The sequence below is a fragment of the Arthrobacter zhaoxinii genome (assembly GCF_025244925.1).
Taxonomy (GTDB): domain Bacteria; phylum Actinomycetota; class Actinomycetes; order Actinomycetales; family Micrococcaceae; genus Arthrobacter_B; species Arthrobacter_B zhaoxinii.
This window is the reverse complement of record NZ_CP104275.1, coordinates 2,790,433-2,813,124: the sequence shown is the minus strand read 5'-3', so window position 1 is coordinate 2,813,124 and position 22,692 is coordinate 2,790,433. Positions and strand designations below refer to the sequence as shown.

The following is a 22,692-nucleotide window of genomic DNA, read 5'->3' as shown; positions in this document are numbered from 1 at the left end:
ATGCGTCCGCGCACCGCCGTCGTGATCGGAGGCGGCATCACCGGACTGGCCACCGCGGCCCTCCTGTCCCGGGAAGGCCTGCAGGTCACGGTCCTGGAGAAGCAACCGGAGACCGGCGGCAGGGCAGGCAGCTGGGAAACCGGAGGGTTCCGCTTTGACACCGGACCGTCCTGGTACCTGATGCCGGAGGTCTTCGACCATTTCTTCCGGCTGCTGGGCACCTCCGCTGCGGACCAGCTGGAACTGGTCCGGCTGGATCCCGGCTACCGGGTGATCTTCGAGGACACTGCGGCACCGGTGGACGTGGCCGCAACCAGAGAGGGGAACATCGCCCTCTTCGAATCCCTGGAACCCGGGGCCGGTGACCGGCTCCAGAAGTATCTGGAATCCGCCGAAGAGGTCTACGGAATGGCCAAAAAGCGCTTCCTCTACACCACGTTCGCCTCGTTCCTGCCGCTGCTGCGCCCGGATGTCCTGCGCAACGGACCCCGGCTCGCCCGGCTGCTGCTGGAACCCCTGAGCACCTTTGTTGCCAAGCGCTTCACGGACCCGCGGATCCGGCAGATCCTGGGGTACCCCGCGGTCTTCCTGGGCTCCTCGCCGTTCACCACACCCAGCATGTACCACCTGATGAGCCGGCTGGACCTGGCCGACGGGGTGCTTTATCCCATGGGCGGCTTCCACCGGATCGTGTCGGTGATCTCCGATCTGGCCCGGGCCGAAGGCACCAAGGTCATCACCGGTGCCGAGGTCACCCGGATCCGCACATCCGCGCCGTCCGGGCCGGGGCGGGGCCGCAGCCACCTCCGCCGCCGCAGGCCGCGCGCCGTGGGAGTGGACTACCGGGACGCCGAGGGGACCGTGGTGTCGCTGGACGCGGACCTGGTGGTGTCGGCGGCGGACCTGCACCACACCGAGACCGCGCTCCTGCCTGAAGAACTGCAGACCTATCCCGAGACCTACTGGGAGCACCGCGTCCCCGGGCCCGGCGGGCTCCTGCTGCACCTGGGCGTGCAGGGGACCCTGCCGCAGCTGGAACACCACACGCTGCTGTTCACCCGGGACTGGGAAGCCAATTTCGAGAAGATTTTCGGCGCGGACACCTCGGTGCCGGACCCGGCGTCCCTGTATGTCTGCCGTCCGAGCGCCACAGACCCCGGCGCCGCGCCGGAAGGACATGAAAACCTGTTTGTGCTGGTACCGGTGCCATCGGATCCTTCCCTTGGCGCCGGAGGCATTGACGGCGCCGGGGATCCGCAGATCGAGAAGATGGCCGACGCCGTCATCGCCCAGCTCTCTTCCTGGGCCGGTATCCCGGACCTGGCCGAGCGCATCATCATCCGGCGGACCGTGGGACCGCAGGACTTTGTCGCCGACCTCAACTCCTGGCGGGGAACCCTGCTGGGACCGGCGCACATCCTGAAACAAAGCGCGTTCTTCCGCGGAACGAACGCCAGCCGGAAAGTGGAGGGACTGCTGTACGCCGGCGGCTCCACCCTTCCGGGCATCGGCCTGCCCATGTGCCTGATCAGCGCGGAACTGATCCTCAAACGGCTGCGCGGAGAGACCGGCACCGAGGCACTGCCCGAGCCCCCGCCCTGGTCGGCACAGGCAGCGTCGTGGCCGGATGGCCTGGCATCCTCCGCCGTACCGCCGGGCGGCCTGGCATCCTCCGATGTACCGCCGTCTTCCAGTCCGCCGTCCGCCGGGGCGGGCGCGTAATGGGTGTGCTGTACCTGCTTTTCCTGCTGCTGTCCCTGGGCTGCATGATGCTGCTGGACCACCGCTTCCGGCTGTTCTTTTTCGCCGATGCCCGGCGGGCCGCCGTCGTGCTGGCCGTCGGGGTGGTGTTCTTCACCGGCTGGGACGTGGCCGGCATTGGCTCCGACATCTTCTACCGGGGCGAGACCCCGTTCATGCTCGGCCTGACGCTGGCACCACACCTGCCGGTGGAGGAGATCTTTTTCCTGGCCTTCCTCTGCTACCTGACCATGGTGGTCTTCGGCCTGGTGCGGCTGGTTGCCGGACATGTTGCCGGACGCGTTGCCGGACGGACCGAAGGGCGGGCCGCCGGAAACTCCCGGCGCCGGCCGGTGGAGAGGACCCGGCCGTGACCTACTGGACCCTCAACGCTTTCTTCCTCGTCCCGGCAGCCCTGATCTGCGCGGTGGTCCTGCTGCGCGGGCACCGCCCGCGGTACTTCGTGTCCGCGGCGGCCGTGACCGGCGTCGTGCTGCTGGCGCTGACAGCGGTCTTCGACAACCTCATGATCCGCGTGGGCCTCTTCTGGTACAACGAGCACCGTATTTCCGGAGCGTTTGCCGGAGCCGCGCCGCTGGAGGACTTCGCCTACCCGCTAGCGGCCGTCCTCCTGCTGCCCGCGCTCTGGGTGCTGCTGCCCGGACGCGCCCCCGGTCCGGGGACATCCGCCCGCAAACCAGCCACCCGCAAACCAACCACCAAGGAGCAGCCGTGAGTCCCGCCGCCACCGGAACAGCGGGAACGCTGCGGATGCTGCTGGTGTCCTCGCGGCCCCTTTCCTGGGTCAACACCGCGTATCCGTTCGCCGCGGCATACCTGCTCACCACCGGGCGGATCGACCTGGCCTGGGTGATCGGCACGCTGTACTTCCTGGTGCCCTACAACCTGGCCATGTACGGCATCAATGACGTTTTCGACTACGAGTCGGACCTGCACAATCCGCGCAAGGGGGGAGTGGAGGGCGCCGTCCTGGACCGCAGCTTCCACCGCACCACGCTGTGGGCGGCAGTCCTGACCAATGTGCCGTTCCTGGCCGCCCTGGTCCTGCTGGGAAGCCCGCTGTCCTGGCTGGTGCTGGCGGTAAGCGTGTTTGCAGTGATTGCGTACAGCGCCCCGGGACTGCGGTTCAAGGAACGACCGTTCCTGGATTCCCTCACGTCCAGCACCCACTTCGTCAGCCCGGCGGTGTACGGGCTGGTCCTGGCCGGTGCAGTGTTCACACCGGGGCTGTGGGCGGTGCTGGGCGCGTTCTTCCTCTGGGGCATGGCCAGCCAGGCCTTCGGCGCGGTGCAGGACGTGGTGCCGGACCGTGAGGGCGGCATCGGATCCATTGCCACGGTGCTGGGGGCACGGCCGGTTGTGGTGCTCGCCGCAGCTGCCTATCTTGCTGCCGGGCTGCTGATGCTCTTCACCCCGTGGCCCGCGGTTCTGGGCTGCCTGCTCGCCCTGCCCTACATCCTCAACCTGCTGCCGTTCCTGCGGATCACCGACGCCGGCTCCGGTGCTGCGAATGCGGGCTGGAAGCGGTTCCTGAAGTTGAACTTCCTCACCGGTTTCCTGGTGACGATGCTGCTCATCTGGTACTGGCCTTCCCGGTAGAACGGGCGGAAAACACAGCAGCGGCCGGCCCCCGAAGGGACCGGCCGCTGCTGGTTTCAGCTGGCTAGCGGGGGGCTGAAGTTACTCAGCAACTCCCACGAACTCGGCCTTTTCGTTGGCCGTGGTCTCGCCCTGCGCCAGGGAAAGGCGCAGCTTCTCGCCCAGGACCGCGTCCACGTTGGTCCAGTACTGGATCGCTGCTTCGCGGATGTGCGGACGCTTCACACCGGAGATGGCGCCGGTGATGGTTTCCAGGAAACGCTGCTTGGCGGCGTCGTCGTAAACCTCGCGGTACAGCGTGCCGGCCTGGCCGAAGTCGCTGTCCTCGGAGTGCAGGGTCGCGGCGGAACGCACCAGGGCGCCGTCGTTCTCCCAGCTGCCGGCACCTGCCAGCGCTGCGTCGGCCGCGGGGCCGCCGAGCGTGTTCGGTGCGTAGACCGGGGTTTCCGGGGAGTTGTAGGAGAAGCGCATGGCGCCGTCCTGCGAGTAGTTGTTGACCGGTGCCTTCGGTGCGTTGACCGGCAGCAGGTTGTAGTTGGCGCCGATGCGGTAACGCTGGGCGTCCGGGTAGGAGAAGATGCGGGCCATCAGCATCTTGTCCGGGCTGGCGTCAATGCCGGGAACCAGGTTCGCGGGGGACAGGGCAACCTGTTCGATCTGCGCGAAGAAGTTTTCCGGGTTGCGGTTCAGGGTGTGGGTACCCACCTTGATCAGCGGGTAGTCCGCGTGCGGCCAGACCTTGGTCAGGTCGAACGGGTTGAACCGGTACGTCTTGGCATCCTCGTACGGCATGACCTGGACGTGCAGGTCCCAGGAGGGGAAGTTGCCGGCCTCAATGGCCTCGTACAGGTCGCGGCGGTAGTAGTCGGCGTCGGCGCCGGCAATCTTCTCGGCCTCTGCACCGGTGATTTCATGGTTGCCCTGGTTGGACGTGAAGTGGTACTTCACCCAGAAGCGCTCGCCGGCGGCGTTGATCCACTGGTAGGTGTGCGAGCCGAAGCCGGGCATTTCACGCCAGGACGTCGGCAGGCCGCGGTCACCCATCAGGTACGTGACCTGGTGTGCGGACTCGGGGGAGTTGGTCCAGAAGTCCCACTGCATGTCCGCATCGCGCAGGCCGGAGCCCGGCAGGCGCTTCTGCGAGTGGATGAAGTCCGGGAACTTGATGCCGTCGCGGATGAAGAACACCGGGGTGTTGTTGCCGACGATGTCGTAGTTGCCCTCGGTGGAGTAGAAACGCATCGCGAAGCCGCGCACGTCGCGCCAGGTGTCGGGGGAACCCATTTCACCGGCAACGGAAGAGAACCGCTGGACGGTCTCGGTGACGGTGCCGGGCTGGAAGACAGCGGCACGCGTGTACTTGGAAACATCCTCGGTAACAACGAACTCACCGAATGCGCCGCCGCCCTTGGCGTGCACGATGCGTTCCGGCATGCGTTCCCGGTTGAACTGGGCCAGCTTCTCGACGAGGTAACGGTCGTGAAGGGCAATGGCGCCGTCGGCGCCGGTGCTCAGCGAGTGTGCGTCGCTGGAAACCGGGGTGCCGGTCTGCGTGGTGGTGAAGTTGGACATGCGTGTTCTTTCTCTGGAGCTGACAAAAAGGGAAGGAAATTCGGGGGAGGGCTAAGACGCAGCTGCGGCGGCGCAGTCGGTGCAGAGCCCGCGGTAGAGCACATCCGCAATCTGGATGGTCATGCCGTGGGTATCTCCGGGGGTCAGACACGGGGCGTGGCCGACGGCGCAGTCCACGTCTTCGATCCGGCCGCAGCCGGTGCAGACCGCGTGGTGGTGGTTGTCATTCACGCGGGTCTCGTACCGGGCCGGGGAATCGGGGGTTTCAATTTTCCGCAGCAGGCCGGTTTCGGTGAGGTCCGCCAGGACCACATAGACCGACTGCAGCGAAATGTCCGGAAGCTCCCCGCGCACGGCGGCGGCGACGTCGTCCGCCACCGAGTGCGGCGCGGCGTCGACGGCGCGGAGCACCGCCAGCCGTTGCTTGGTGACGCGCCGGCCGTGGCCGCGCAGCTCGTTGGACCACCTGGCGGTGGACTCCTGGGCTGCTGCGGTTTCGGTCATGTCCATCATCCTAGTCTTATTCTGAGTTATTCATAATAAGGATCGCCTAACCCGTCCGGGCCCCGGTACGCTGGGCGTAGATCGATTCAACGGAACATCAAGCGGAGGCACAGTGCCGGCAGCAGAAATCCGAACCGGATACCAGCGGATAGCAGTAGGCCAGACGCAGGTGGATATCCGTACCTACCAGCGCTTTGACGACGCCGGGACGCCCGAATGGTCCGGGACCCGCAGCGAGGTGGTCCTGGTGCACGGGATCGGCGCTTCGGAGCGGTATTACGGACCGCTGATCTGGGAACTGGCGCGCACCTCGATTGTGCACACGCTGGAACTTCCCGGTTTCGGCAGCACCCCGACACCGGACGGGCAGCTGCAGATGGAGGACTTCGGACGCATTGCCGTGCAGGCCCTCGACGCTGCCGGAATTTCCGGCGCGCAGTGGGTAGGCCATTCCATGGGCTGCCAGGTGGTGGTGGAGATGGCGCTCGCCGCTCCGGAGGCCGCCTCCTCGGTGGTCCTGCTGGGACCGACCATCAACGCCGCCGAGCGCTCGGCCCCGCTGCAGGCGCTGCGGCTGCTGCAGGACTGCCTGGGCGAACCGCCGGCGGTCAACTACATGCTGGTCACCGACTATCTCCGCGCCGGTCCCCGCTGGTATTTGTCCACGCTGCCCGTGATGATCCACCACCGGCTCGAGGAGCGGATCGGCGGGGTCAAGCCCCCGGTGCTGCTGGTGCGCGGCGGCAAGGACCCGGTGGTGCGCGCCGACTGGCTGGCCCGGCTCGCTCGTGCCCGCCCCGGTGCGGTAACGGCGGAGATCCCCGGCCAGCCGCACGTGCTGATGTACACCCGTCCGAAGGAAACCGCCGCCCTGATGCGCACGGCGGCCGCTGTCCAGTGACGTCTCCACGTCCCGGTGTCCGGCCGCGCCGGCAGGGACGGATTTTCCGCTGGGCGCGCCAGGCACGGGGCTGGGCCTCGGACTATCTCTACGTGGCGTACTGGCAGGTGCACGGCTTCGTCCTGCGCCGGGACCCGGCAGCGTATCTGCATCCGGAGGGTACGGTGCGGGCTCCGGTGGTGCTGATCCCCGGCGTCTTCGAGAACTGGCAGTTCCTGCGCCCGGTGGCCGACTATCTTTACGAGCGCGGTCATCCGGTACACACCGTTGCCCCGCTGGGCTACAACCGCGGCACCATCGAGGACATGGCGGTGCTGGTGGAACGCTACCTGGCGGAACAGAACCTGCAGAACGTCCTGGTGCTGGCCCACAGCAAGGGCGGACTGATCGGCAAGCACCTGATGACCCTGCCGGACGGCGGGCCGCGGGTGGACCGGATGATCGCCGTCAACACGCCTTTCTCCGGCTCCGTCTACGCCAACCTGTTTCCGCTCGCGTCGATCCGCGCCTTCTCGCCCCGGAACCCGTTCCTGCAGCGGCTCCTGCGCAACGAGGACGTAAACGCCCGGATCACCTCTGTCTACAGCAGCTTCGACCCGCATATCCCGACGGGCAGCCACCTGGCCGGCGCGCGGAACATCCAGCTGCAGACCATGGGACACTTCCGGCCCATCGGTGATTCCCGGCTGCTCGACGTGCTGGAACAGGAACTGGACGACGCCGGATCACGGGACGGCGGCCAGGCCTAGGACGCCCCGCGGGCCAGGGCCTGCTCCACGGCCGCCGCCGAACCGTCCCGCCACGGCTCCCCGTGGCCGGTGAGCAGCAACGGTGCATCAGCCTCGGCCAGCAGTGCCAGCGACTCGAGCGCCAGAGCACTGTCCGCCGTCGCCGCGCCGGAGACAATCTGCGGCCCCTTGGCTCCGGTGTAGGGGTCGAGGGTCACCAACGAATCACCGCTGATGAGTGCGCCGCGGTCCGGGAAATGCAGGGCCACGGATCCGGCGGTATGCCCGGGTGTGTACAGGATCCGCGGCCTGCCCGGCAGGGCATCACCCGAATCCGCGGTGAGGCTGTGCACGTCGGTCACGCCGCGCACATTCAGCGCCCCGGCGAGGGTCATAGCGCCCAGGACGGGGACTGCCTTGGGGTAGCGGACCGGATACAGGAACCGGTTCGTCTCGTGCCGGTAGCGGTAGGGGTGCGCGGCGATGTACCGGTCGGCATCGTGCACCAGGATGGGCGTGCGGTACTCCTGCCGGAGCCGGGCGGCGGTGCCCACATGGTCGAAGTGCGCGTGCGTCAGCACCAGGGCCCGGATGTCCCCCGGACCGTAGCCCAGCTCGTCGAGTGCACCGGTCAGGTGCGGCCACATCCCCGGCAGGCCGGCGTCGACCACTGCCACGCCGTCGTCGTCCTCAACCAGATAGACGTTCACATGGGCGTGTTCAAGGCGGTGGATTCCATCGGCAACGTTGCGGGTAAACACGGCGGCTGCTCCTTCGGTGGGATGCGGGGACATCGGTGTCGTCCCATCCTAAGCATGCTTTCTATTGCCGTGCGCGTGTGGCGGCCCGGATCCGGGCCGGCGGGACCCTAGACTGCTCTGGTGCCCCGACTGCTCGCTGACCTCACACCCCTGCGTGAAAGCCCCGAATTCCGCCGGCTCTGGACCGGCACCGCGCTCTCCGCCATTGGCACGCAGCTCACCCTCGTGGCGGTCAGCCTGGAAGTCTACGAACTGACGAAGTCGAGTTTCAACGTCGGCCTGCTGGGCCTGGTGGGCCTGGTGCCGCTGGTGCTGGCCGGACTGTACGGCGGATCCGTGGTGGACGCGTACGACAGGCGCAAGGTGGCGCTGTTCTCATCGGGACTGCTCTGGCTCAGCACCATCGGCATCGCGGCCCAGGCCTGGGCCGGGGTGGGCAATGTCTGGCTGCTGTATTTCCTCGTGGCCGTCAACGCCGGCGCGGGCGGTCTGAACCACCCGGCGCGCAGCGCCATCATTCCCCGCCTGGTCCGCGCCGAGCTGCTGCCTGCCGCCAATGCGCTGAGCATGATGACCTTCGGCGTGGCCATGACAGCGGGGCCGCTGCTGGCAGGAGTGCTGGTGGCCCGGGTGGGCTACGGCTGGACCTACACCATCGACGTCGTCACCTTCACTGCCGCCATGTGGGCGCTGTACCGGCTGGCACCCATGCCGCCGGTGGGCAAGGTGCAGAAGGCCGGGCTGGGTTCCGTGCTGGAGGGATTCCGGTTCCTGGGCACCCGGCCCAATATCCGCATGACCTTCGTGGTGGACCTGTGCGCCATGGTCTTCGCCCAGCCGCGTGCGCTGCTCCCGGCCATCGGTGCACTGATGCTCGGCGGCGGCGCGACCACGGTGGGTGTGCTGCTGGCAGCCACCGCCGTGGGCGCCTTCCTCGCCGGGCTGTTTTCCGGGCCGCTCGGACTGGTGCGCCGGCAGGGCCTGGCCGTGCTCTGGTCCGTTGCCGCCTGGGGGCTGTCGGTGACGGCCTTCGGCGTCGTGGTGGTCCTGGCCGGATCCAACGACGGCGCGGTCCCGTCACGGTGGCTGATCCCGGCGGCGCTCGCGATGGCCTGCGCCGGGATTGCCGACTCCATCAGCGGCGTCTTCCGGTCCACCATCCTGCAGTCCGCCACCCCGGATGCCATGCGCGGCAGGCTGCAGGGCGTCTTCGTGGTCGTGGTGGCGGGCGGCCCGCGGCTGGGGGACCTGGTGGCGGGCGTGGATGCCTCCCTGGTGGGAGAGGGGTGGGCGGCAGTGCTCGGGGGACTGATCTGCCTGGCCCTGGTGGCGGTGCTGGCACGGACCCAGCCCCGGTTTGCGCGCTACGACGCGCTGCATCCGGAGCCCTGAGACCTCGCTGATACAGGAGCAGGAGCAGGAACAGTCACGCCCGGTTAAACGTTGAAGTATACGTATCCAACGGACGTTGCAGGCCTGAAACGGCCTGCCTGAAAGGACTCTGTACCCGTGCACCGACACTTCAACGGCCTCAAGACAGCAGCCCTGTTCGGCGTGCTTTTCGCCGTGCTGCTCGGAATCGGGGCCCTGCTTTCAAGCGGAACCGGAAGCCCGGCGTTTATCTGGGTCTTCCTCCTGATCGGCCTTGCCACTACTGCCTACAGCTACTGGAACAGCGACAAGCTGGCCATTCGGGCCATGCGTGCGGTGCCCGTCACCGAGGCGCAGGCTCCGGAAATGTACCGCATTGTCCGGGAGCTTTCCCTGCAGGCCGGTGAGCCCATGCCGCGGCTCTACATTTCGCCCACCATGGCACCGAACGCCTTCGCGACGGGCCGCAACCCGCAGCACGCTGCCGTGTGCTGCACCCAGGGCATCCTGGCCCTGCTGAACGAGCGTGAACTGCGCGGCGTGCTCGGCCACGAGCTTATGCACGTCTACAACCGCGATATTCTCACCTCCTCGGTGGCAGCCGCCATTGCCGGCGTCATTACCTCGCTGGGACAGTTCCTGCTCTTCTTCGGCGGCGGGGACCGGCGCAACGCCAACCCGCTGGCGATGATTGCCATGGCCATCCTGGCGCCTCTGGCTGCCTCGCTGATCCAGATGGCAATCGGCCGGACCCGCGAGTACGACGCCGACGAAGACGGGGCGAAGCTCACTAACGATCCGCTGGCGCTCGCGTCTGCGCTGCGCAAGCTGGAGAGCGGCACCCAGCGCGCCCCGCTGCCGGCCAATGACCAGAAGCTGGCCAACACGTCCCACCTGATGATCGCGAACCCGTTCCGCGCCGGGGCACGCGGCCTCCTGGCCACCCACCCGCCCATGGCCGACCGCATCCAGCGCCTGGAGCGCATGGCCGGCCGGACCCTGGGCGCCTGACCGGCACCTGACCTGCTCCCGGTGACAAAGTAGGCTTCGAGCATGCGCCTGATACTCGTCCGCCACGGCCAGACTCCCTCCAACGTGGAGCACTTCCTCGACACCGCCGTTCCCGGCCCGGGACTGACGGAGCTGGGAAGGGAACAGGCGGCGTCGCTGCCCGAGGCGCTCGGACATGAACCGATCGACGGAATCTTTGCCTCCAACCTGGTCCGCACCCAGCTCACAGCCGCACCCCTGGCTGCCGCACTGGGGCTCCCGGTCGGGATCCGCGACGGGCTGCGGGAAGTCTCCGCCGGCGAGCTGGAGATGCGTAATGACCGTGACTCGATCATTACCTACCTGAAGACGGTCTACAGCTGGGTTTCCGGCGACACCGCCGTCCGGATGCCCGGCGGACCGGACGGTGCCGAGACGCTGGGCCGCTTTGACGCCGTCGTCGAGGAACTGGCTGCCGCGGGACTGAAATCCCCGGCCATCTTCAGCCACGGGGCGATCATCCGGGCCTGGGCCACCGCGCGTGCCGGGAACGTGGGGCCGGACTTCATTGTGGCGAACGCGCTCAGCAACACCGGCGTTGCCGTGCTGGAAGCGGAAGATCTGCCCGGCGGCGGCGGCCTCGGCCCCTGGCAGCTGCTCACCTGGATGGGCGAAGCGGTGGGCGGCGGGGACCTCGAGGACCACGGCGACGACGGCCCGGCCGCCGACGACGTCGCGCTCTAGGCAGCGGCCCGGCGTACTGCTGATGAACGGCAAACGGCGCCGTCCCCGCCAAGGGGGAGGCGCCGTCGTCGTGTGTGCTGTGCGTGCGTTCTAGCGGAAGTTGATGAACTGCAGATCCACTTCGAGGTCCGCACCCTTGAGCAGCGCCATGGTGGCCTGCAGGTCGTCGCGGGACTTGGAGCTGACCCGGAGCTCGTCGCCCTGGATCTGGGACTTGACGCCCTTGGGGCCTTCGTCGCGGATCAGCTTGTTGATCTTCTTCGCCTGGTCCTGGGCAATGCCCTCCTTCATGGAGGCCTCAATCCGGTATTCCTTGCCGGAGGCGAACGGCTCGCCGGCATCCAGGGACTTCAGGGAGATGCCGCGCTTGACCAGCTTGGACTGCAGGACGTCCAGGACCGCCTTCACCCGGTCCTCGGAGTTGGCCTTCATCAGGATCTTCTCGCCGCTGAAGTCCACCTCGGCTCCTACGCCCTTGAAGTCGTAGCGCTGGACGATTTCCTTCTGCGCCTGGTTCAGCGCATTGGCCACTTCCTGCTTATCGATCTTGCTGACGACGTCGAACGTGGACTCGCTGGCCATTTCGGGACTCCTCTAAGTTGGTGACTTTTCCTGCTACTTAGCGTAGTAGGTCCGGGCACCGATGGCGCCCTGCTCACAGGACCCGCCCAGCCAACACCCGGCATTGTCACATCGATGCGGGGAAAGGTGAGGGGGTGGAAAACTATCCCGGCGCCGCATCGCGTCCGTCTGTCCGCCGTCCCGCCGCCGTCCGTCTCCGTACTGCCGCGGCCGGTTCGTTCCTCGCTGCAGCTTCGGCCGCCGGACTCGGAGTCATCGGCGCTCCGCCGGCACGGGCAGCCATTTGTCCTGTCTCATCCCTGGTGGACTGCGGGTCTTCAGTCGCCGACGTCGAACAGGGGACCCGGGAACGGCTCGCCGGAATCCGCGCTGATCTGGGAAACGCCGTGGCCTGGGGCTCGGTGACCCAGGCGCAGGCGGACCGGTTCTATGCGCAGCTCGAGGGCCGGATAGCACGGGGACTGTAGCCGCGGAAGGGCCTCTAAAAAGACAGTCGAAGGGGGCCCCGGGACTCCTTGCGGAAAGCATTTGAGGCCCGATTCGTAACTTTGGAAAATCTTCGGTAAAGTTGTCTTGTCCGCAGCCGCTGCGGACAACGTCTTCGCTTGAAGACGCTCGGCAGATTACCCGAGCGGCCAAAGGGGGCTGACTGTAAATCAGCTGGCAACGCCTTCACTGGTTCGAATCCAGTATCTGCCACCGACAAACCCGTCCTCACCACTGGTGAGGGCGGGTTTTTCAGGTACCGGGGACCTTGCGCCGAAAACTCCTAGATATTAGGCTCCCTAAATATGACTAGCGATCCCGCCCTGGATGAGCTCGCCGAGGAATTCCGCGAATCCCTCCGGCTGGCACTGTACATTGCCCGCAACATGGATGCAGACACCGACCTCAGCGCCACGCAGGTCAGCATCATGAAGATGGCCGCCGGCGAGGGGATGCGGGTGAGCGGGATTGCCCGCAACCTCGGGGTGAAGGTCCCCAGCGCCACGGAGCAGATCATCCGTCTTGAAGGGGCAGGCCTGTTGAAGCGCAGCCCGGACCCCCATGATTCCCGCGGTGTGCGGGTGACGCTGACGCCGAAGGGGGAGCAGTCGCTCCGGGAAGCCAACGGCAGCAGGACCGCACTGATGGCAGCGCTGCTGGAACAGCTCAGCAGCGAGGAACGGGCCGCGCTCTCAGCCGCATTGCCGGTGATCCGCCGGCTCACGAAGCTTCCCGGCGCCTGAGCGGGCTTCACCGGTCAGCGAACAGCTACAGACAATGCCTGCAGGCCCGGTTAGCGTTGAACCATGGCTACTATCGACATCACCGAAGCAACGTTCCCCGAGACCATCGAGGAAAATGACATAGTCTTCGTGGACTTCTGGGCGGACTGGTGCGGTCCCTGCAAGCAGTTTGCACCCGTGTACGACTCCGTATCGCAGCAGCACGACGACATCACCTTTGCCAAGGTGGACACCGAGGCCGAGCAGGGTCTGGCAGCTGCCGCCGGCATCACCTCCATCCCCACCCTCATGGCATTCCGGGAAAAGGTGCTCGTGTTTTCCCAGCCCGGCGCCCTCAACGCCAGCCAGTTCAGCGAACTGGTGGAAGCAGTCAAGGGCCTGGACATGAAGGCCGTGCATGAGCAGATTGCCGCTCAGGAGCGCGAGGCAGCCGCAGGCTCCAACGGCCAGGCCAAGCAGGCCTAGCTCCGCCCGTTCCTTCGCCAGGGAGGCATCCGTCAAAGGATGCCTCCCTGGGTGCGTTAAGGCGCTTTCGGCCGGTGCTCCCGCCGGTGGAAATCCGCCGGGTCCACCGGTAGCGCCACCCCTGCACCCGCTGTAATGTCGCTCACACAGGGCGCACCGCAGGAAGCATCCCAGCGGGGACGTCAACGATGACGAAACGACTGTGAGGCCGCAATGAGTTCCAACCGAGGCATTGCTTATCTTGAACCGGGTGTAGTTGAAGTCCAGGACATCGATTACCCGACCTTTGAACTGCAGGACGGTCCGGGTGTGAACCCGGCCAACGTCGGACGCAAGCTCCCGCACGCCGCCATCCTGAAGGTGGTCACCACCAACATCTGCGGATCCGACCAGCACATGGTCCGCGGGAGGACGACGGCGCCGCCCAACCTGATCCTGGGTCATGAGATCACCGGGGAAGTGGTGGAAACCGGATCCGACGTGGAGTTCATCAAGGTGGGCGACCTGGTTTCGGTGCCGTTCAACATTTCCTGCGGCCGCTGCCGCAACTGCAAGGAACGCAAAACCGGCATCTGCCTGAACGTGAACCCCGACCGTCCCGGCAGTGCCTACGGATACGTCGATATGGGCGGCTGGGTGGGCGGCCAGGCCGAGTACGCCCTGGTGCCGTACGCGGACTGGAACCTGCTGCGGTTCCCGGACAAGGACCAGGCCATGGAGAAGATCCTTGACCTCACCATGCTCTCCGACATCTTCCCCACCGGCTACCACGGCGCAGTCACCGCCGGCGTGGGTGTGGGCTCCACCGTCTACATCGCCGGTGCGGGTCCGGTAGGCCTTGCCGCAGCCGTCTCGGCACAGCTGCTGGGCGCCGCCGCGGTGATCGTGGGCGACCTGAACGAGGAACGGCTGGCCCAGGCCCGCAGCTTCGGCTGCGAAACCGTGGACGTTTCGCTGGGGGACCCGCGGGACCAGATCGAACAAATCCTGGGTGTGCCGGAAGTGGACTGCGGCGTGGACGCCGTGGGGTTCGAGGCCCGCGGGCACGGTGCCGGTTCAAGCAGCGAAGCACCGGCCACGGTGCTGAATTCGCTGATGGACATCACCGCGGCAGGCGGAGCGCTGGGCATTCCGGGACTGTACGTCACCGGTGACCCGGGCGGCGTCGATGAGGCTGCACAGAAGGGGTCGCTGAGCATCAACCTGGGGGCGGGCTGGGCCAAGTCGCTGTCCTTCACCACCGGGCAGTGTCCGGTGATGAAGTACAACCGGGAGCTCATGATGGCGATCCTGCATGACAAGGTGCAGATCGCCAAGGCCGTGAGCGCCACTCCGATCAGCCTGGACCAGGCGCCGGAGGCCTACCGCGAGTTTGATGCGGGTGTGGCGAAGAAATACGTCATTGATCCGAACGGCATGGTGGGCTCCCACTAGCCCGCGGGCCCTCAGCCCGCGGGCCCTCAGCCCGCCGGCCCTCCTCCCGCAGGAGGACCGATGAGCAGCAGCGCAGCCGGCAGGACCGAAACAGAATCGGTCCTGCCGGCTGCCGTTTGCGCCTGTGCACTTCTGGTGCCTCCCGGCCCGGCGGTACGCTCGATTGGTCCGGGGTCCCGGCCGGCACAGCTTTCCGGGCCTCCGCCACTCGAACGCCCACGGCTTATCAAAGCGGAGTTGGAAGCGGGAATCATATGTGCGGCAGCAGCGGAACACATGGCAGAGGCGGCACCGGAACACCTGACACCCCCGGGAGTGCTCAATGAACGGGGCGGACACCGCGTGGGTATTGATCTGCGCCGGGCTGGTGCTGTTTATGACCCCGGGCCTGGCCCTCTTCTACGGCGGGATGGTTCCGGTCCGCAACGTCCTGACCATGATGATGCAGAACATCATCCCGCTCGGAATCATCTCGGTGACCTGGGTCCTGGTGGGGTACACCCTGGCCTTCAGCAACGGGGGCAACTCCGTAGTCGGTGAATTCGACGCTTTTGCGCTCCTGGATCTGGATACTCCGCAGTTCCACACCGTGGCGGCGGGCGTGACCATTCCAACGCTGGCCTTCGTGGCCTACCAGATGATGTTCGCCGTGATCACTCCCGCGCTGCTCACCGGTGCGACGGCCGGCAGGCTCCGGTTCGGCGGCTGGGTGTTTTTCCTTGCCGCGTTCTCCATCCTGGTATATCCGCAGGTGGCGCGCTGGCTCTGGCACCCCAAGGGATGGTTGTTCCAGCTCGGCGCCCAGGACTGGGCCGGGGGAATGGTGGTCCACGCCTCCGCCGGTGCCGCTGCCGTGGCGGTGCTGCTGGTGGTGGGCCGGCGGCGCGGCTGGCCCAACCTTCGGAACTCGCCCAATAACCTTCCGCTGATGCTGGTGGGCGGCGGCATTCTTTGGTTCGGATGGTTCGGATTCAATGCGGGTGACGGGCTGCAGGCCAATGACATTGCTGCACAGGCGCTGATCAACACCCACGTGGCAGGATCAGCCGCAATGCTCTCATGGCTGCTCGTGGAGCGGATCACCACAGGGCACTGCACCCTGGTGGGAGCAGTTTCCGGTGCAGTTGCGGGACTGGCCACCATCACGCCCTGCGCCGGCTATGTCGGCACCGGGGCGGCCCTGCTGATCGGACTGATCGCGGGGTGCGTGTGCGTGCTGGCGGTGCGGCTCAAGAGCGTCCTGCGTTACGACGACGCCCTGGACGTCATTGCCGTCCATTTCGTGGGCGGTGTGCTGGGGTCCTTCCTGCTGGGTTTCTTCGCGGACAGCACGGTGAACGCGGCCAGCGATGACGGTATCTTCTCCGGCGGCGGGGGAACGCTGCTGTGGCACCAGACCGTGGCCATTGTCAGCGTGGTGGTCTTCTCCTTCGTGCTCAGCTGGCTCTGTGCCGTCGTTATTTCCCGCACGGTGGGCCTGAAGGAACCCGGCTCCGAACAGGAGGACCTGGACCACGTCCAGCAGGACTCGTCCGCATATTCACTCAGCGGAATCGGTGCCCGGCCCACGGCAGCCGGCAGGGCGGCGGTGGACGGGGGCGCCGGTGGCGCGGACCGGCACTCCGCACCGAGCCACCTCATCAGCGCCGTGGTCAACACCGGGCGGGTTGACGGACTGCGGGACGCACTGCTGATGGCCGGCGCCCGCTCCCTGGAGCTCTCCGACACCGCTGTCTACTCCGGGAAGATCCGGACCGATACTTTCCGCAGCGAAAAGCGGCTGATCGATTTCGATGAGCGGTTCCGGGTGCATGCAGCGGTGGACTCGGAGCATGAGGAAGCGGTGGTCGCGGTCCTGAAACGGTTCGGGGCGGAGCCGGAATCCATCTACCGGGTGGCAATCACCCCGTACTGACGCCCGGTTAGACCTGTTCCACCTTCAGCGGTTCGGCCAGCAGGGCGCTGAGGGATTCCTGCAGGTCCTGGAGGGCGGCACCGCGGGCGTGGCGCTCCAGGTCCTCGCGGGAGGCCCACTGTTCCGCCAGCACAATGGCTGCCTCCGAGTCTTCAATGATTTCGTAGCGCAGGCAGCCCGGTTCCGTCCGTACCTGCTCGATGGCGATGTCCAGGGCCAGCTTCACCCGCATGTGTTCGCCGGGGTTCGGGACCATGGTGGCGCGGAGATTGATGGGGGTGTTGGTTTCTTCAGTCATTCCCCCACCATAGGACTTCTGAGCGAAACCGGGGTGCAGGGCGCTCCCTTCGCAGGGAAGCAAACTGTTGGTAGCGTTGCCGCCATCTGTCCTGCAGCCAAAGGAGTCTGCCTTGCTTTCATACGCCGCTTCCCCGTCGCAGAGTCCCCTGCTGGAGGAAACCATCGGGGATAACTTCGAGTCGACCGCCCGCCGTTTTCCGAACGCTCCCGCGCTGATCGATGTCCCCACCAACCGGTCCTGGACCTACGCCGAACTGGACCGGCAGGTCAGCGACGTCGCAGCCGGTCTGCTTCTGCGCGGCATCCAGGCCGGGGACCGGGTAGGCATCTGGTCACCGAACTGTGCGGAATGGACCATTGCCCAGTACGCCACTGCGAAGGCCGGTGCCATTCTGGTGAACGTGAATCCGGCCTACCGGCAGGCTGAACTGGACTTCGTGGTGAAGCAGAGCGGAATGCGGATGCTGCTCACTGCTCCGAGCGACCAGCGCAACGACTATGAGGCCATGGCGCGGACCGCCCTCGAGACCGGGGACAGCCTGGACACGCTGGTGTTCCTGTCCGGGGACGGCGCCGGCAGCTTCGCGGCACTGGAGGCAGAGGGAAGGGACTCCGGCGGGCCGGGGGCTGCGGCATTGGCGGAACGGATGGCGGGGCTGCAGCCCGGGGATCCCATCAATATCCAGTACACCTCCGGAACCACGGGCTTCCCGAAGGGTGCAACGCTGACCCATTCGAACATCCTGAACAACGGATACTTCATCGGCGAACTGCTGGGCTACACCGAGGCAGACCGGGTGGTGCTTCCGGTGCCCTTCTATCACTGCTTCGGAATGGTCATAGGCAACCTTGCTGCCCTTTCCCACGGTGCCGCGACAATCATTCCGTCCCGCACCTTCGACGCCGGCCGGGCGCTCGCCGCCGTCGAAACACACCGCGGCACCTCCCTGTACGGAGTGCCGACCATGTTCATCGCCGAACTGGGGCTGCCGGACTTCGACCGGTACGACCTTTCCTCGCTGCGGACCGGCGTTATGGCTGGCTCACCCTGTCCGGAGGAAATCATGAAACGGGTCATCGGCGAGATGAATATGGCCGAGGTGGCTATTTGCTACGGCATGACCGAAACGTCTCCGGTTTCCACCATGACCCGCCGCGGCGACTCCCTGGCCCGCCGCACCCGCACCGTGGGACGGACCATGCCGCACATGGAAACCCAGGTGGTGGATCCCGGATCCGGGAAGCAGGTGCCCTGCGGTGAAATCGGCGAGCTGTGCACCCGTGGCTACAGCGTGATGGCGGGCTACTGGAACCAGCCGGAGGCCACCGCGCTGGCCGTCGACTCCGAGGGCTGGATGCATACCGGGGATTTGGCCCGGATGGACGAAGAGGGTTACGTCAGCGTGGAGGGACGCATCAAGGACATGGTTATCCGCGGCGGGGAGAACATCTATCCGCGGGAAATCGAGGAGTTCCTCTACACGCACCCCTCAATCCAGGACGTCCAGGTCATCGGCGTTCCGGACGAGCGCTACGGAGAGGAACTCATGGCGTGCATCATCCCGGTTCCCGGCGCACCGGAACCGGATGCGGCGGCCATTGCGGAGTTCTGCCGTGACCGGCTGGCCCACTACAAGATTCCCCGGTATGTCCAGATCCGGGCCAGCTTCCCCATGACGGTCTCCGGCAAGATCCGCAAAGTGGCCATGCGCGAGGAAGCGACCATCGGGCTGGCGGGCACCGGCACCCCTGCGGTCTCCTAGCGGGGGTATGCGGGGTATGTGGGAGGAAGCGGGAGGATACCGGGTACGCGGGAGCGAGCGGAGGAGGGGTCCGGAGGAGGCGGCTTTAATATTCCTGCGAGCTCTGCGAGCGTGGAATTTCGTTGCCGCCGACCCGGGCCCCGACCCGACCGACCGGCACCCCGGGCTCACCTCAGCGCCGCCGATGGTCCATCGGCGCGAGCTTGGGTCCGTAGGTGGGTTTGCGGTAGCCGCTGAGCATAATCATCCGCACCACCCGCTGCCGGTGTCCCTGCCAGGGTTCGAGCAGCTTCAGCATGCCGGCGTCGTCGGTGCGCCGTCCGGTCAGGGCAGCGCCCACATACGCGGCCAGATGGTAATCGCCCACGGACACGGAATCAGGAGCCCCGTGCGTCCGCTGCGTGATTTCTGCTGCACTCCACACTCCGATCCCCGGAACCGAACACAGCTTGGCGGTCAGGTCCTCGCCGAGGGGAGCGTCCGCCAGCCGCTGGAGTGCCGACGCCTGCGAACAGGCCCGCAGGATGGTGGTGGACCGGGAATGGTCCACCCGTGCCTGGTGCCAGTCCCAGCTGGGGATCCGCCGCCAGGTTTCCGGTGCCGGCGCGGCCTTCATGCCTGCCGGCGCCGGGCCGGGGGCATCAACGCCGTATCGCGTCACGAGGTACCGCCAGGCGTAGTAGGCCTCCAGGACGGTCACCTTCTGCTCCAGCACCACCGGGATCAGGGTGTCCATGATCCGGCCGGTGCTTGGCAGCCGCAGGGAGAGGTTCCGCCGTCGGGTCTCCGTGACCATCCGGGGCAGCGTCGCGAGGAACGCGTCGTCGTCGAACTCCGACCAGTCGTCCTGTTCACCGAGCAGCGCGGGCACCGACGCCAGGGCACACTCGGCACCCGGTCCCCACGCGGAGGCACGGACCCGGGCACCGGGGGCGGGTACGGGTTCCTCGCGCAGGTTCAGGGTGGCCGGGCCTTCCGGGGTGAGGAAGGTCAGCCAGGCAATGCCCGGTCCGAGCCGGATGGTCGGGTCCTGCTTTCCCCGGACCAGGATGCGCAGCGAGGTCTGCAGACAGTAGGGGGCGGGTGAGTCCCAGTAACGCACCAGGCCCGCAGGACCGGATGCGCCAGACTCCCGGGCCGCAGGAACGTGTTGCAGCGGAACAGGCGGTGCTGGAACAGACCGCACTGGAGCAGCGGCGGTGAAGGACATGCAACTATGGTTGCACGCGCCGCCCCCACTCCTGCCCGCACGGCGGGCCGCCCGCCTGTGGCTTTTGCTACGCCGCGTTCCATCTCCCCTGCCGCAGGCCGATGGAGCAAGTAACGTGGGTCACATGAAGTATGCCAATACTGTCCTGGACCTGATCGGCAACACTCCCTTGGTGAAGCTCCACCACGTCACCGAGGGCATCCGTGCCACCGTTCTGGTGAAACTGGAATACCTGAACCCGGGCGGATCAGTGAAGGACCGCATCGCCGTGAAGATGATTGAAACGGCGGAGCGTGAGGGCAAACTGCTGCCCGGCGGCACGGTGGTCGAGCCCACCAGCGGCAACACCGGCGTCGGTCTGGCGCTGGTTGCCCAGCAGAAGGGCTATAAGTGCATCTTCGTTACCCCGGACAAGGTAGGGGTGGAGAAGCGGGATGTCCTGCGGGCCTACGGTGCCGAGGTAGTGGTGACGCCGACGGCGGTTGCCCCTGACAGCCCGGACTCCTACTACGGAGTCTCCGACCGGCTGGTGCGCGAGATCGACGGGGCCTACAAGCCGGACCAGTTCTCCAACCCATCCGCACCCGCCAGCCACTATGAATCCACCGGACCGGAAATCTGGGCCGACACCGACGGGCGGGTCACCCACTTCGTGGCCGGTGCCGGTACGGGCGGAACCATCACCGGCACCGGACGCTACCTGAAGGAAGTCTCCGCCGACCGGGACTCCGGTCCGGTGCGCGTCATCGCCGCCGATCCCGACGGGTCCGTGTACTCGGGCGGCACGGGACGCCCCTACTTCGTGGAGGGCGTGGGGGAGGACATGTGGCCGGACAACTATGACGCATCCGTGCCGGATGACGTGATTGCGGTCAAGGACGCCGATTCCTTCGCCATGACCCGCCGCCTGGCGCGGGAGGAAGGCCTGCTGGTAGGCGGTTCCTCGGGCATGGCGGTGACGGCGGCACTGGAAGCTGCGCGCTCGCTGGGGCCCGACGACGTCGTCGTGGTCCTGCTCCCGGACAGCGGCCGTGGCTACATGGGGAAGATCTTCAATGACGACTGGATGCGTTCCTACGGTTTCCTGCAGGACGGCGGGGAACAGGCCTCCGTCCGCGACGTACTGGCGACCAAGGACGGTTCGCTGCCGGCGCTGGTCCACACCCACCCGAACGAAACGGTGCGGGACGTCATTGCCATCCTCAACGAATACGGCGTCTCCTGCCTGCCCGTGCTCTCGCAGGAACCTCCGGTGATGCTGGGTGAAGTCCTCGGGTCCGTGGATGAGCGCTCGCTGACGGAGAAGCTGTTCCGGGGCGAGGCCAAGCCCACCGACCGGATCAGCGAGCATATGGGGCCGCGTCCGGCGCTCGTGGGGACGGGGGACACTGTAGCTTCCGCCCGGGAGAAACTGACGGACGACGACGCCGTGATGGTTACGTCCGATGGCACGGCCGTTGGCATGCTGACCCGGCACGACCTACTTTCGTACTTGAGCCTCTAACCCGGCACGCCTTCGCAGGGGCGCTGTTTTGCACCAATCTGCCGGCCCCGGCCGGCGCAAGGAGAACACCATGACGAGCTTCAGCACCCGCGCCATCCATGCGGGCCAGGCACCGGATCCCACCACCGGAGCGGTCATTCCGCCTCTGTACCAGAGCACCACCTATGCCCAGGACGGCGTCGGCGGGCTGCGCAACGGCTATGAGTACGGCCGCGGTACCAACCCCACCCGGGATTCGCTGCAGGAACAGCTCGCCGCACTGGAAGGCGGAAAGCATGCCTTCTCCTTCAGCTCCGGCCTGGCAGCGGAGGACGCCCTGATCCGGGGGCTGCTGGCTCCCGGGGACCACATCGTGCTGGGCAACGATGCCTACGGCGGAACCTACCGGCTGATCAACAAGGTGCTGGGCAAGTGGGGGATCACCAATACGGCGGTGGACATGTCCGACGCCGCGGCTCTCGCGGCTGCCATTGCGGCCGGGAACACGAAGATCGTCTGGCTGGAAACGCCGTCGAACCCGATGATGAAAATCAGCGACATTGCCGCAGCGGCGCAGGCGGCACACGACGCCGGGGCTCTCCTGGTGGTCGACAACACCTTTGCCTCGCCGTACCTTCAGCAGCCGCTGGCCCTGGGTGCCGACGTCGTGGTGCATTCGACCACCAAGTACATTGGCGGGCATTCCGACGCCGTGGGCGGCGCCGTGATCCTGAACGACGACGCCATGGCGGAGGAGATCGGGTTCATCCAGTTTGCTGTCGGTGCGGTGTCCGCGCCGATGGAAGCCTGGCTGACCACCCGCGGGCTGAAGACCCTTGCGGTGCGGATGGACCGGCACTCCGCCAGTGCCATGGCGGTGGCGCGGTGGCTCAAGGAGCAGCCTGCCGTGGAGCACGTGCTGTATCCGGGGCTGGAAGAGCATCCGGGACATGACCTGGCCAAGGCCCAGATGAAGGACTTCGGCGGCATGGTGTCGGTGTCTTTCAAGGGCGGCGAGGCTGCGGCACGGAAGGTGGCTGAAGCCACCCGGCTGTTCCTGCTGGCCGAGTCCCTGGGCGGGGTGGAATCCCTGATGAACTACCCCTCGGAAATGACCCATGCATCGGTCAAGGGCACCGAGCTGGCCGTACCGGAAAACCTGCTTCGGCTGTCAGTGGGTCTGGAGGACGTCGAGGACCTGATCGCGGATCTGGATCAGGCGTTCCGGCAGCTCTAGCTGTTCCGGCGCGGGCGGTTCCTCGGGGGCAACCACTGTCTGTTTCGGGTCCAACCCAATGGCCCTTTCATGACTAGGTAGTGCCGTTCGAAAGACAGGTATTCCGAGTTTCCAGGAACGCCGGTTTGAGGCTCTTTTCCGGC

At 66.6% G+C, this 22,692-nt stretch carries 23 protein-coding genes and 1 tRNA gene; 18 read left to right on the top strand and 6 right to left on the bottom strand.

The features are described from left to right. From crtI to N2K95_RS13100, 4 genes are read left to right on the top strand one after another with little or no spacing between them, the layout of a single operon-like run. Positions 1 to 1,722 (top strand): phytoene desaturase family protein, encoded by a 1,722-nt coding sequence (crtI, locus tag N2K95_RS13115; protein ID WP_260653809.1) that lies wholly within the window; start codon positions 1 to 3, stop codon positions 1,720 to 1,722. Then, complete coding sequence (locus tag N2K95_RS13110; RefSeq protein ID WP_260651884.1) at positions 1,722 to 2,114, top strand: lycopene cyclase domain-containing protein; 393 nt, start codon at positions 1,722 to 1,724, stop codon at positions 2,112 to 2,114. The genes crtI and N2K95_RS13110 overlap by 1 nt, the downstream gene beginning before the upstream one ends. Beyond that, positions 2,111 to 2,476 (top strand): lycopene cyclase domain-containing protein, encoded by a 366-nt coding sequence (locus N2K95_RS13105; RefSeq protein ID WP_313771090.1) that lies wholly within the window; start codon positions 2,111 to 2,113, stop codon positions 2,474 to 2,476. Before N2K95_RS13110 ends, N2K95_RS13105 begins: the two co-directional genes overlap by 4 nt. A 35-nt stretch (positions 2,477 to 2,511) precedes the next feature. Continuing rightward, positions 2,512 to 3,360: a prenyltransferase gene (locus N2K95_RS13100; protein ID WP_255790901.1), complete on the top strand. Its 849-nt coding sequence runs from the start codon at positions 2,512 to 2,514 to the stop codon at positions 3,358 to 3,360. Between the two features lie 81 nt (positions 3,361 to 3,441). Here the strand turns inward: N2K95_RS13100 and N2K95_RS13095 are convergent, their stop codons facing one another. After that, positions 3,442 to 4,932, bottom strand: a complete 1,491-nt coding sequence (locus tag N2K95_RS13095) for a catalase (protein WP_260651883.1) — start codon at positions 4,930 to 4,932, stop codon at positions 3,442 to 3,444. Positions 4,933 to 4,983: 51 nt separating this feature from the next. Further along, on the bottom strand, positions 4,984 to 5,436 hold the full coding sequence (locus tag N2K95_RS13090) for a Fur family transcriptional regulator (RefSeq protein ID WP_260651882.1): 453 nt from the start codon (positions 5,434 to 5,436) through the stop codon (positions 4,984 to 4,986). A 112-nt stretch (positions 5,437 to 5,548) separates the two neighbouring features. Here N2K95_RS13090 and N2K95_RS13085 point away from each other — a divergent pair, with 112 nt between their 5' ends. Both N2K95_RS13085 and N2K95_RS13080 read left to right on the top strand, forming a co-directional pair. Further along, positions 5,549 to 6,337 (top strand): alpha/beta fold hydrolase, encoded by a 789-nt coding sequence (locus tag N2K95_RS13085; RefSeq protein ID WP_260651881.1) that lies wholly within the window; start codon positions 5,549 to 5,551, stop codon positions 6,335 to 6,337. After that, positions 6,334 to 7,086: an esterase/lipase family protein gene (locus N2K95_RS13080; RefSeq protein WP_260651880.1), complete on the top strand. Its 753-nt coding sequence runs from the start codon at positions 6,334 to 6,336 to the stop codon at positions 7,084 to 7,086. Before N2K95_RS13085 ends, N2K95_RS13080 begins: the two co-directional genes overlap by 4 nt. Here N2K95_RS13080 and N2K95_RS13075 read toward each other — a convergent pair. Next, positions 7,083 to 7,859, bottom strand: coding sequence for an MBL fold metallo-hydrolase (locus tag N2K95_RS13075; RefSeq protein WP_260651879.1), 777 nt, complete (start codon positions 7,857 to 7,859; stop codon positions 7,083 to 7,085). The genes N2K95_RS13080 and N2K95_RS13075 overlap by 4 nt on opposite strands. A gap of 87 nt (positions 7,860 to 7,946) precedes the next feature. Here N2K95_RS13075 and N2K95_RS13070 point away from each other — a divergent pair, with 87 nt between their 5' ends. From N2K95_RS13070 to N2K95_RS13060, 3 genes are all read left to right on the top strand, one after another. Beyond that, positions 7,947 to 9,218 carry an MFS transporter gene (locus N2K95_RS13070; protein ID WP_260651878.1) on the top strand — a complete coding sequence of 424 codons (1,272 nt, stop codon included), beginning with the start codon at positions 7,947 to 7,949 and terminating at the stop codon, positions 9,216 to 9,218. Between the two features lie 117 nt (positions 9,219 to 9,335). Continuing rightward, positions 9,336 to 10,208 (top strand): zinc metalloprotease HtpX, encoded by an 873-nt coding sequence (gene htpX, locus N2K95_RS13065; RefSeq protein ID WP_260651877.1) that lies wholly within the window; start codon positions 9,336 to 9,338, stop codon positions 10,206 to 10,208. A gap of 42 nt (positions 10,209 to 10,250) precedes the next feature. Continuing rightward, positions 10,251 to 10,931: a histidine phosphatase family protein gene (locus tag N2K95_RS13060; RefSeq protein ID WP_260651876.1), complete on the top strand. Its 681-nt coding sequence runs from the start codon at positions 10,251 to 10,253 to the stop codon at positions 10,929 to 10,931. Positions 10,932 to 11,021: 90 nt separating this feature from the next. On the opposite strand, the gene N2K95_RS13055 is transcribed toward N2K95_RS13060, so the two are convergent. Beyond that, positions 11,022 to 11,513 carry a YajQ family cyclic di-GMP-binding protein gene (locus N2K95_RS13055; RefSeq protein WP_146360925.1) on the bottom strand — a complete coding sequence of 164 codons (492 nt, stop codon included), beginning with the start codon at positions 11,511 to 11,513 and terminating at the stop codon, positions 11,022 to 11,024. Between the two features lie 134 nt (positions 11,514 to 11,647). Here N2K95_RS13055 and N2K95_RS13050 point away from each other — a divergent pair, with 134 nt between their 5' ends. From N2K95_RS13050 to N2K95_RS13025, 6 genes are all read left to right on the top strand, one after another. After that, complete coding sequence (locus tag N2K95_RS13050) at positions 11,648 to 11,980, top strand: hypothetical protein (protein ID WP_260651875.1); 333 nt, start codon at positions 11,648 to 11,650, stop codon at positions 11,978 to 11,980. A 150-nt stretch (positions 11,981 to 12,130) separates the two neighbouring features. Beyond that, a tRNA-Tyr gene (locus N2K95_RS13045) sits at positions 12,131 to 12,212 on the top strand. 92 nt (positions 12,213 to 12,304) lie between these two features. Further along, the gene (locus N2K95_RS13040) at positions 12,305 to 12,742 is read left to right on the top strand and encodes a MarR family winged helix-turn-helix transcriptional regulator (protein ID WP_260651874.1); all 438 of its coding nucleotides are present in this window, start codon (positions 12,305 to 12,307) and stop codon (positions 12,740 to 12,742) included. Positions 12,743 to 12,805: 63 nt separating this feature from the next. After that, positions 12,806 to 13,207, top strand: a complete 402-nt coding sequence (gene trxA / locus N2K95_RS13035) for a thioredoxin (protein WP_146360930.1) — start codon at positions 12,806 to 12,808, stop codon at positions 13,205 to 13,207. Positions 13,208 to 13,420: 213 nt separating this feature from the next. After that, positions 13,421 to 14,641, top strand: a complete 1,221-nt coding sequence (gene fdhA, locus N2K95_RS13030) for a formaldehyde dehydrogenase, glutathione-independent (protein WP_255790625.1) — start codon at positions 13,421 to 13,423, stop codon at positions 14,639 to 14,641. A 322-nt stretch (positions 14,642 to 14,963) separates the two neighbouring features. Beyond that, the gene (locus N2K95_RS13025; protein WP_260651873.1) at positions 14,964 to 16,556 is read left to right on the top strand and encodes an ammonium transporter; all 1,593 of its coding nucleotides are present in this window, start codon (positions 14,964 to 14,966) and stop codon (positions 16,554 to 16,556) included. Positions 16,557 to 16,563: 7 nt separating this feature from the next. Here the strand turns inward: N2K95_RS13025 and N2K95_RS13020 are convergent, their stop codons facing one another. Then, complete coding sequence (locus N2K95_RS13020) at positions 16,564 to 16,854, bottom strand: putative quinol monooxygenase (protein ID WP_260651872.1); 291 nt, start codon at positions 16,852 to 16,854, stop codon at positions 16,564 to 16,566. Between the two features lie 112 nt (positions 16,855 to 16,966). On the opposite strand from N2K95_RS13020, the gene N2K95_RS13015 reads away from it, so the two are divergent. After that, the gene (locus N2K95_RS13015; RefSeq protein WP_260651871.1) at positions 16,967 to 18,619 is read left to right on the top strand and encodes an AMP-binding protein; all 1,653 of its coding nucleotides are present in this window, start codon (positions 16,967 to 16,969) and stop codon (positions 18,617 to 18,619) included. Between the two features lie 172 nt (positions 18,620 to 18,791). Here N2K95_RS13015 and N2K95_RS13010 read toward each other — a convergent pair whose 3' ends face one another. Then, on the bottom strand, positions 18,792 to 19,721 hold the full coding sequence (locus tag N2K95_RS13010) for a DNA-3-methyladenine glycosylase family protein (protein ID WP_260651869.1): 930 nt from the start codon (positions 19,719 to 19,721) through the stop codon (positions 18,792 to 18,794). 232 nt (positions 19,722 to 19,953) lie between these two features. Here N2K95_RS13010 and N2K95_RS13005 point away from each other — a divergent pair, with 232 nt between their 5' ends. Together N2K95_RS13005 and N2K95_RS13000 are read left to right on the top strand one after the other, a co-directional pair. After that, on the top strand, positions 19,954 to 21,333 hold the full coding sequence (locus tag N2K95_RS13005) for a cystathionine beta-synthase (RefSeq protein ID WP_260651868.1): 1,380 nt from the start codon (positions 19,954 to 19,956) through the stop codon (positions 21,331 to 21,333). 70 nt (positions 21,334 to 21,403) lie between these two features. After that, positions 21,404 to 22,549, top strand: a complete 1,146-nt coding sequence (locus N2K95_RS13000; protein WP_260651867.1) for a cystathionine gamma-synthase — start codon at positions 21,404 to 21,406, stop codon at positions 22,547 to 22,549. Positions 22,550 to 22,692: the final 143 nt, after the last annotated feature.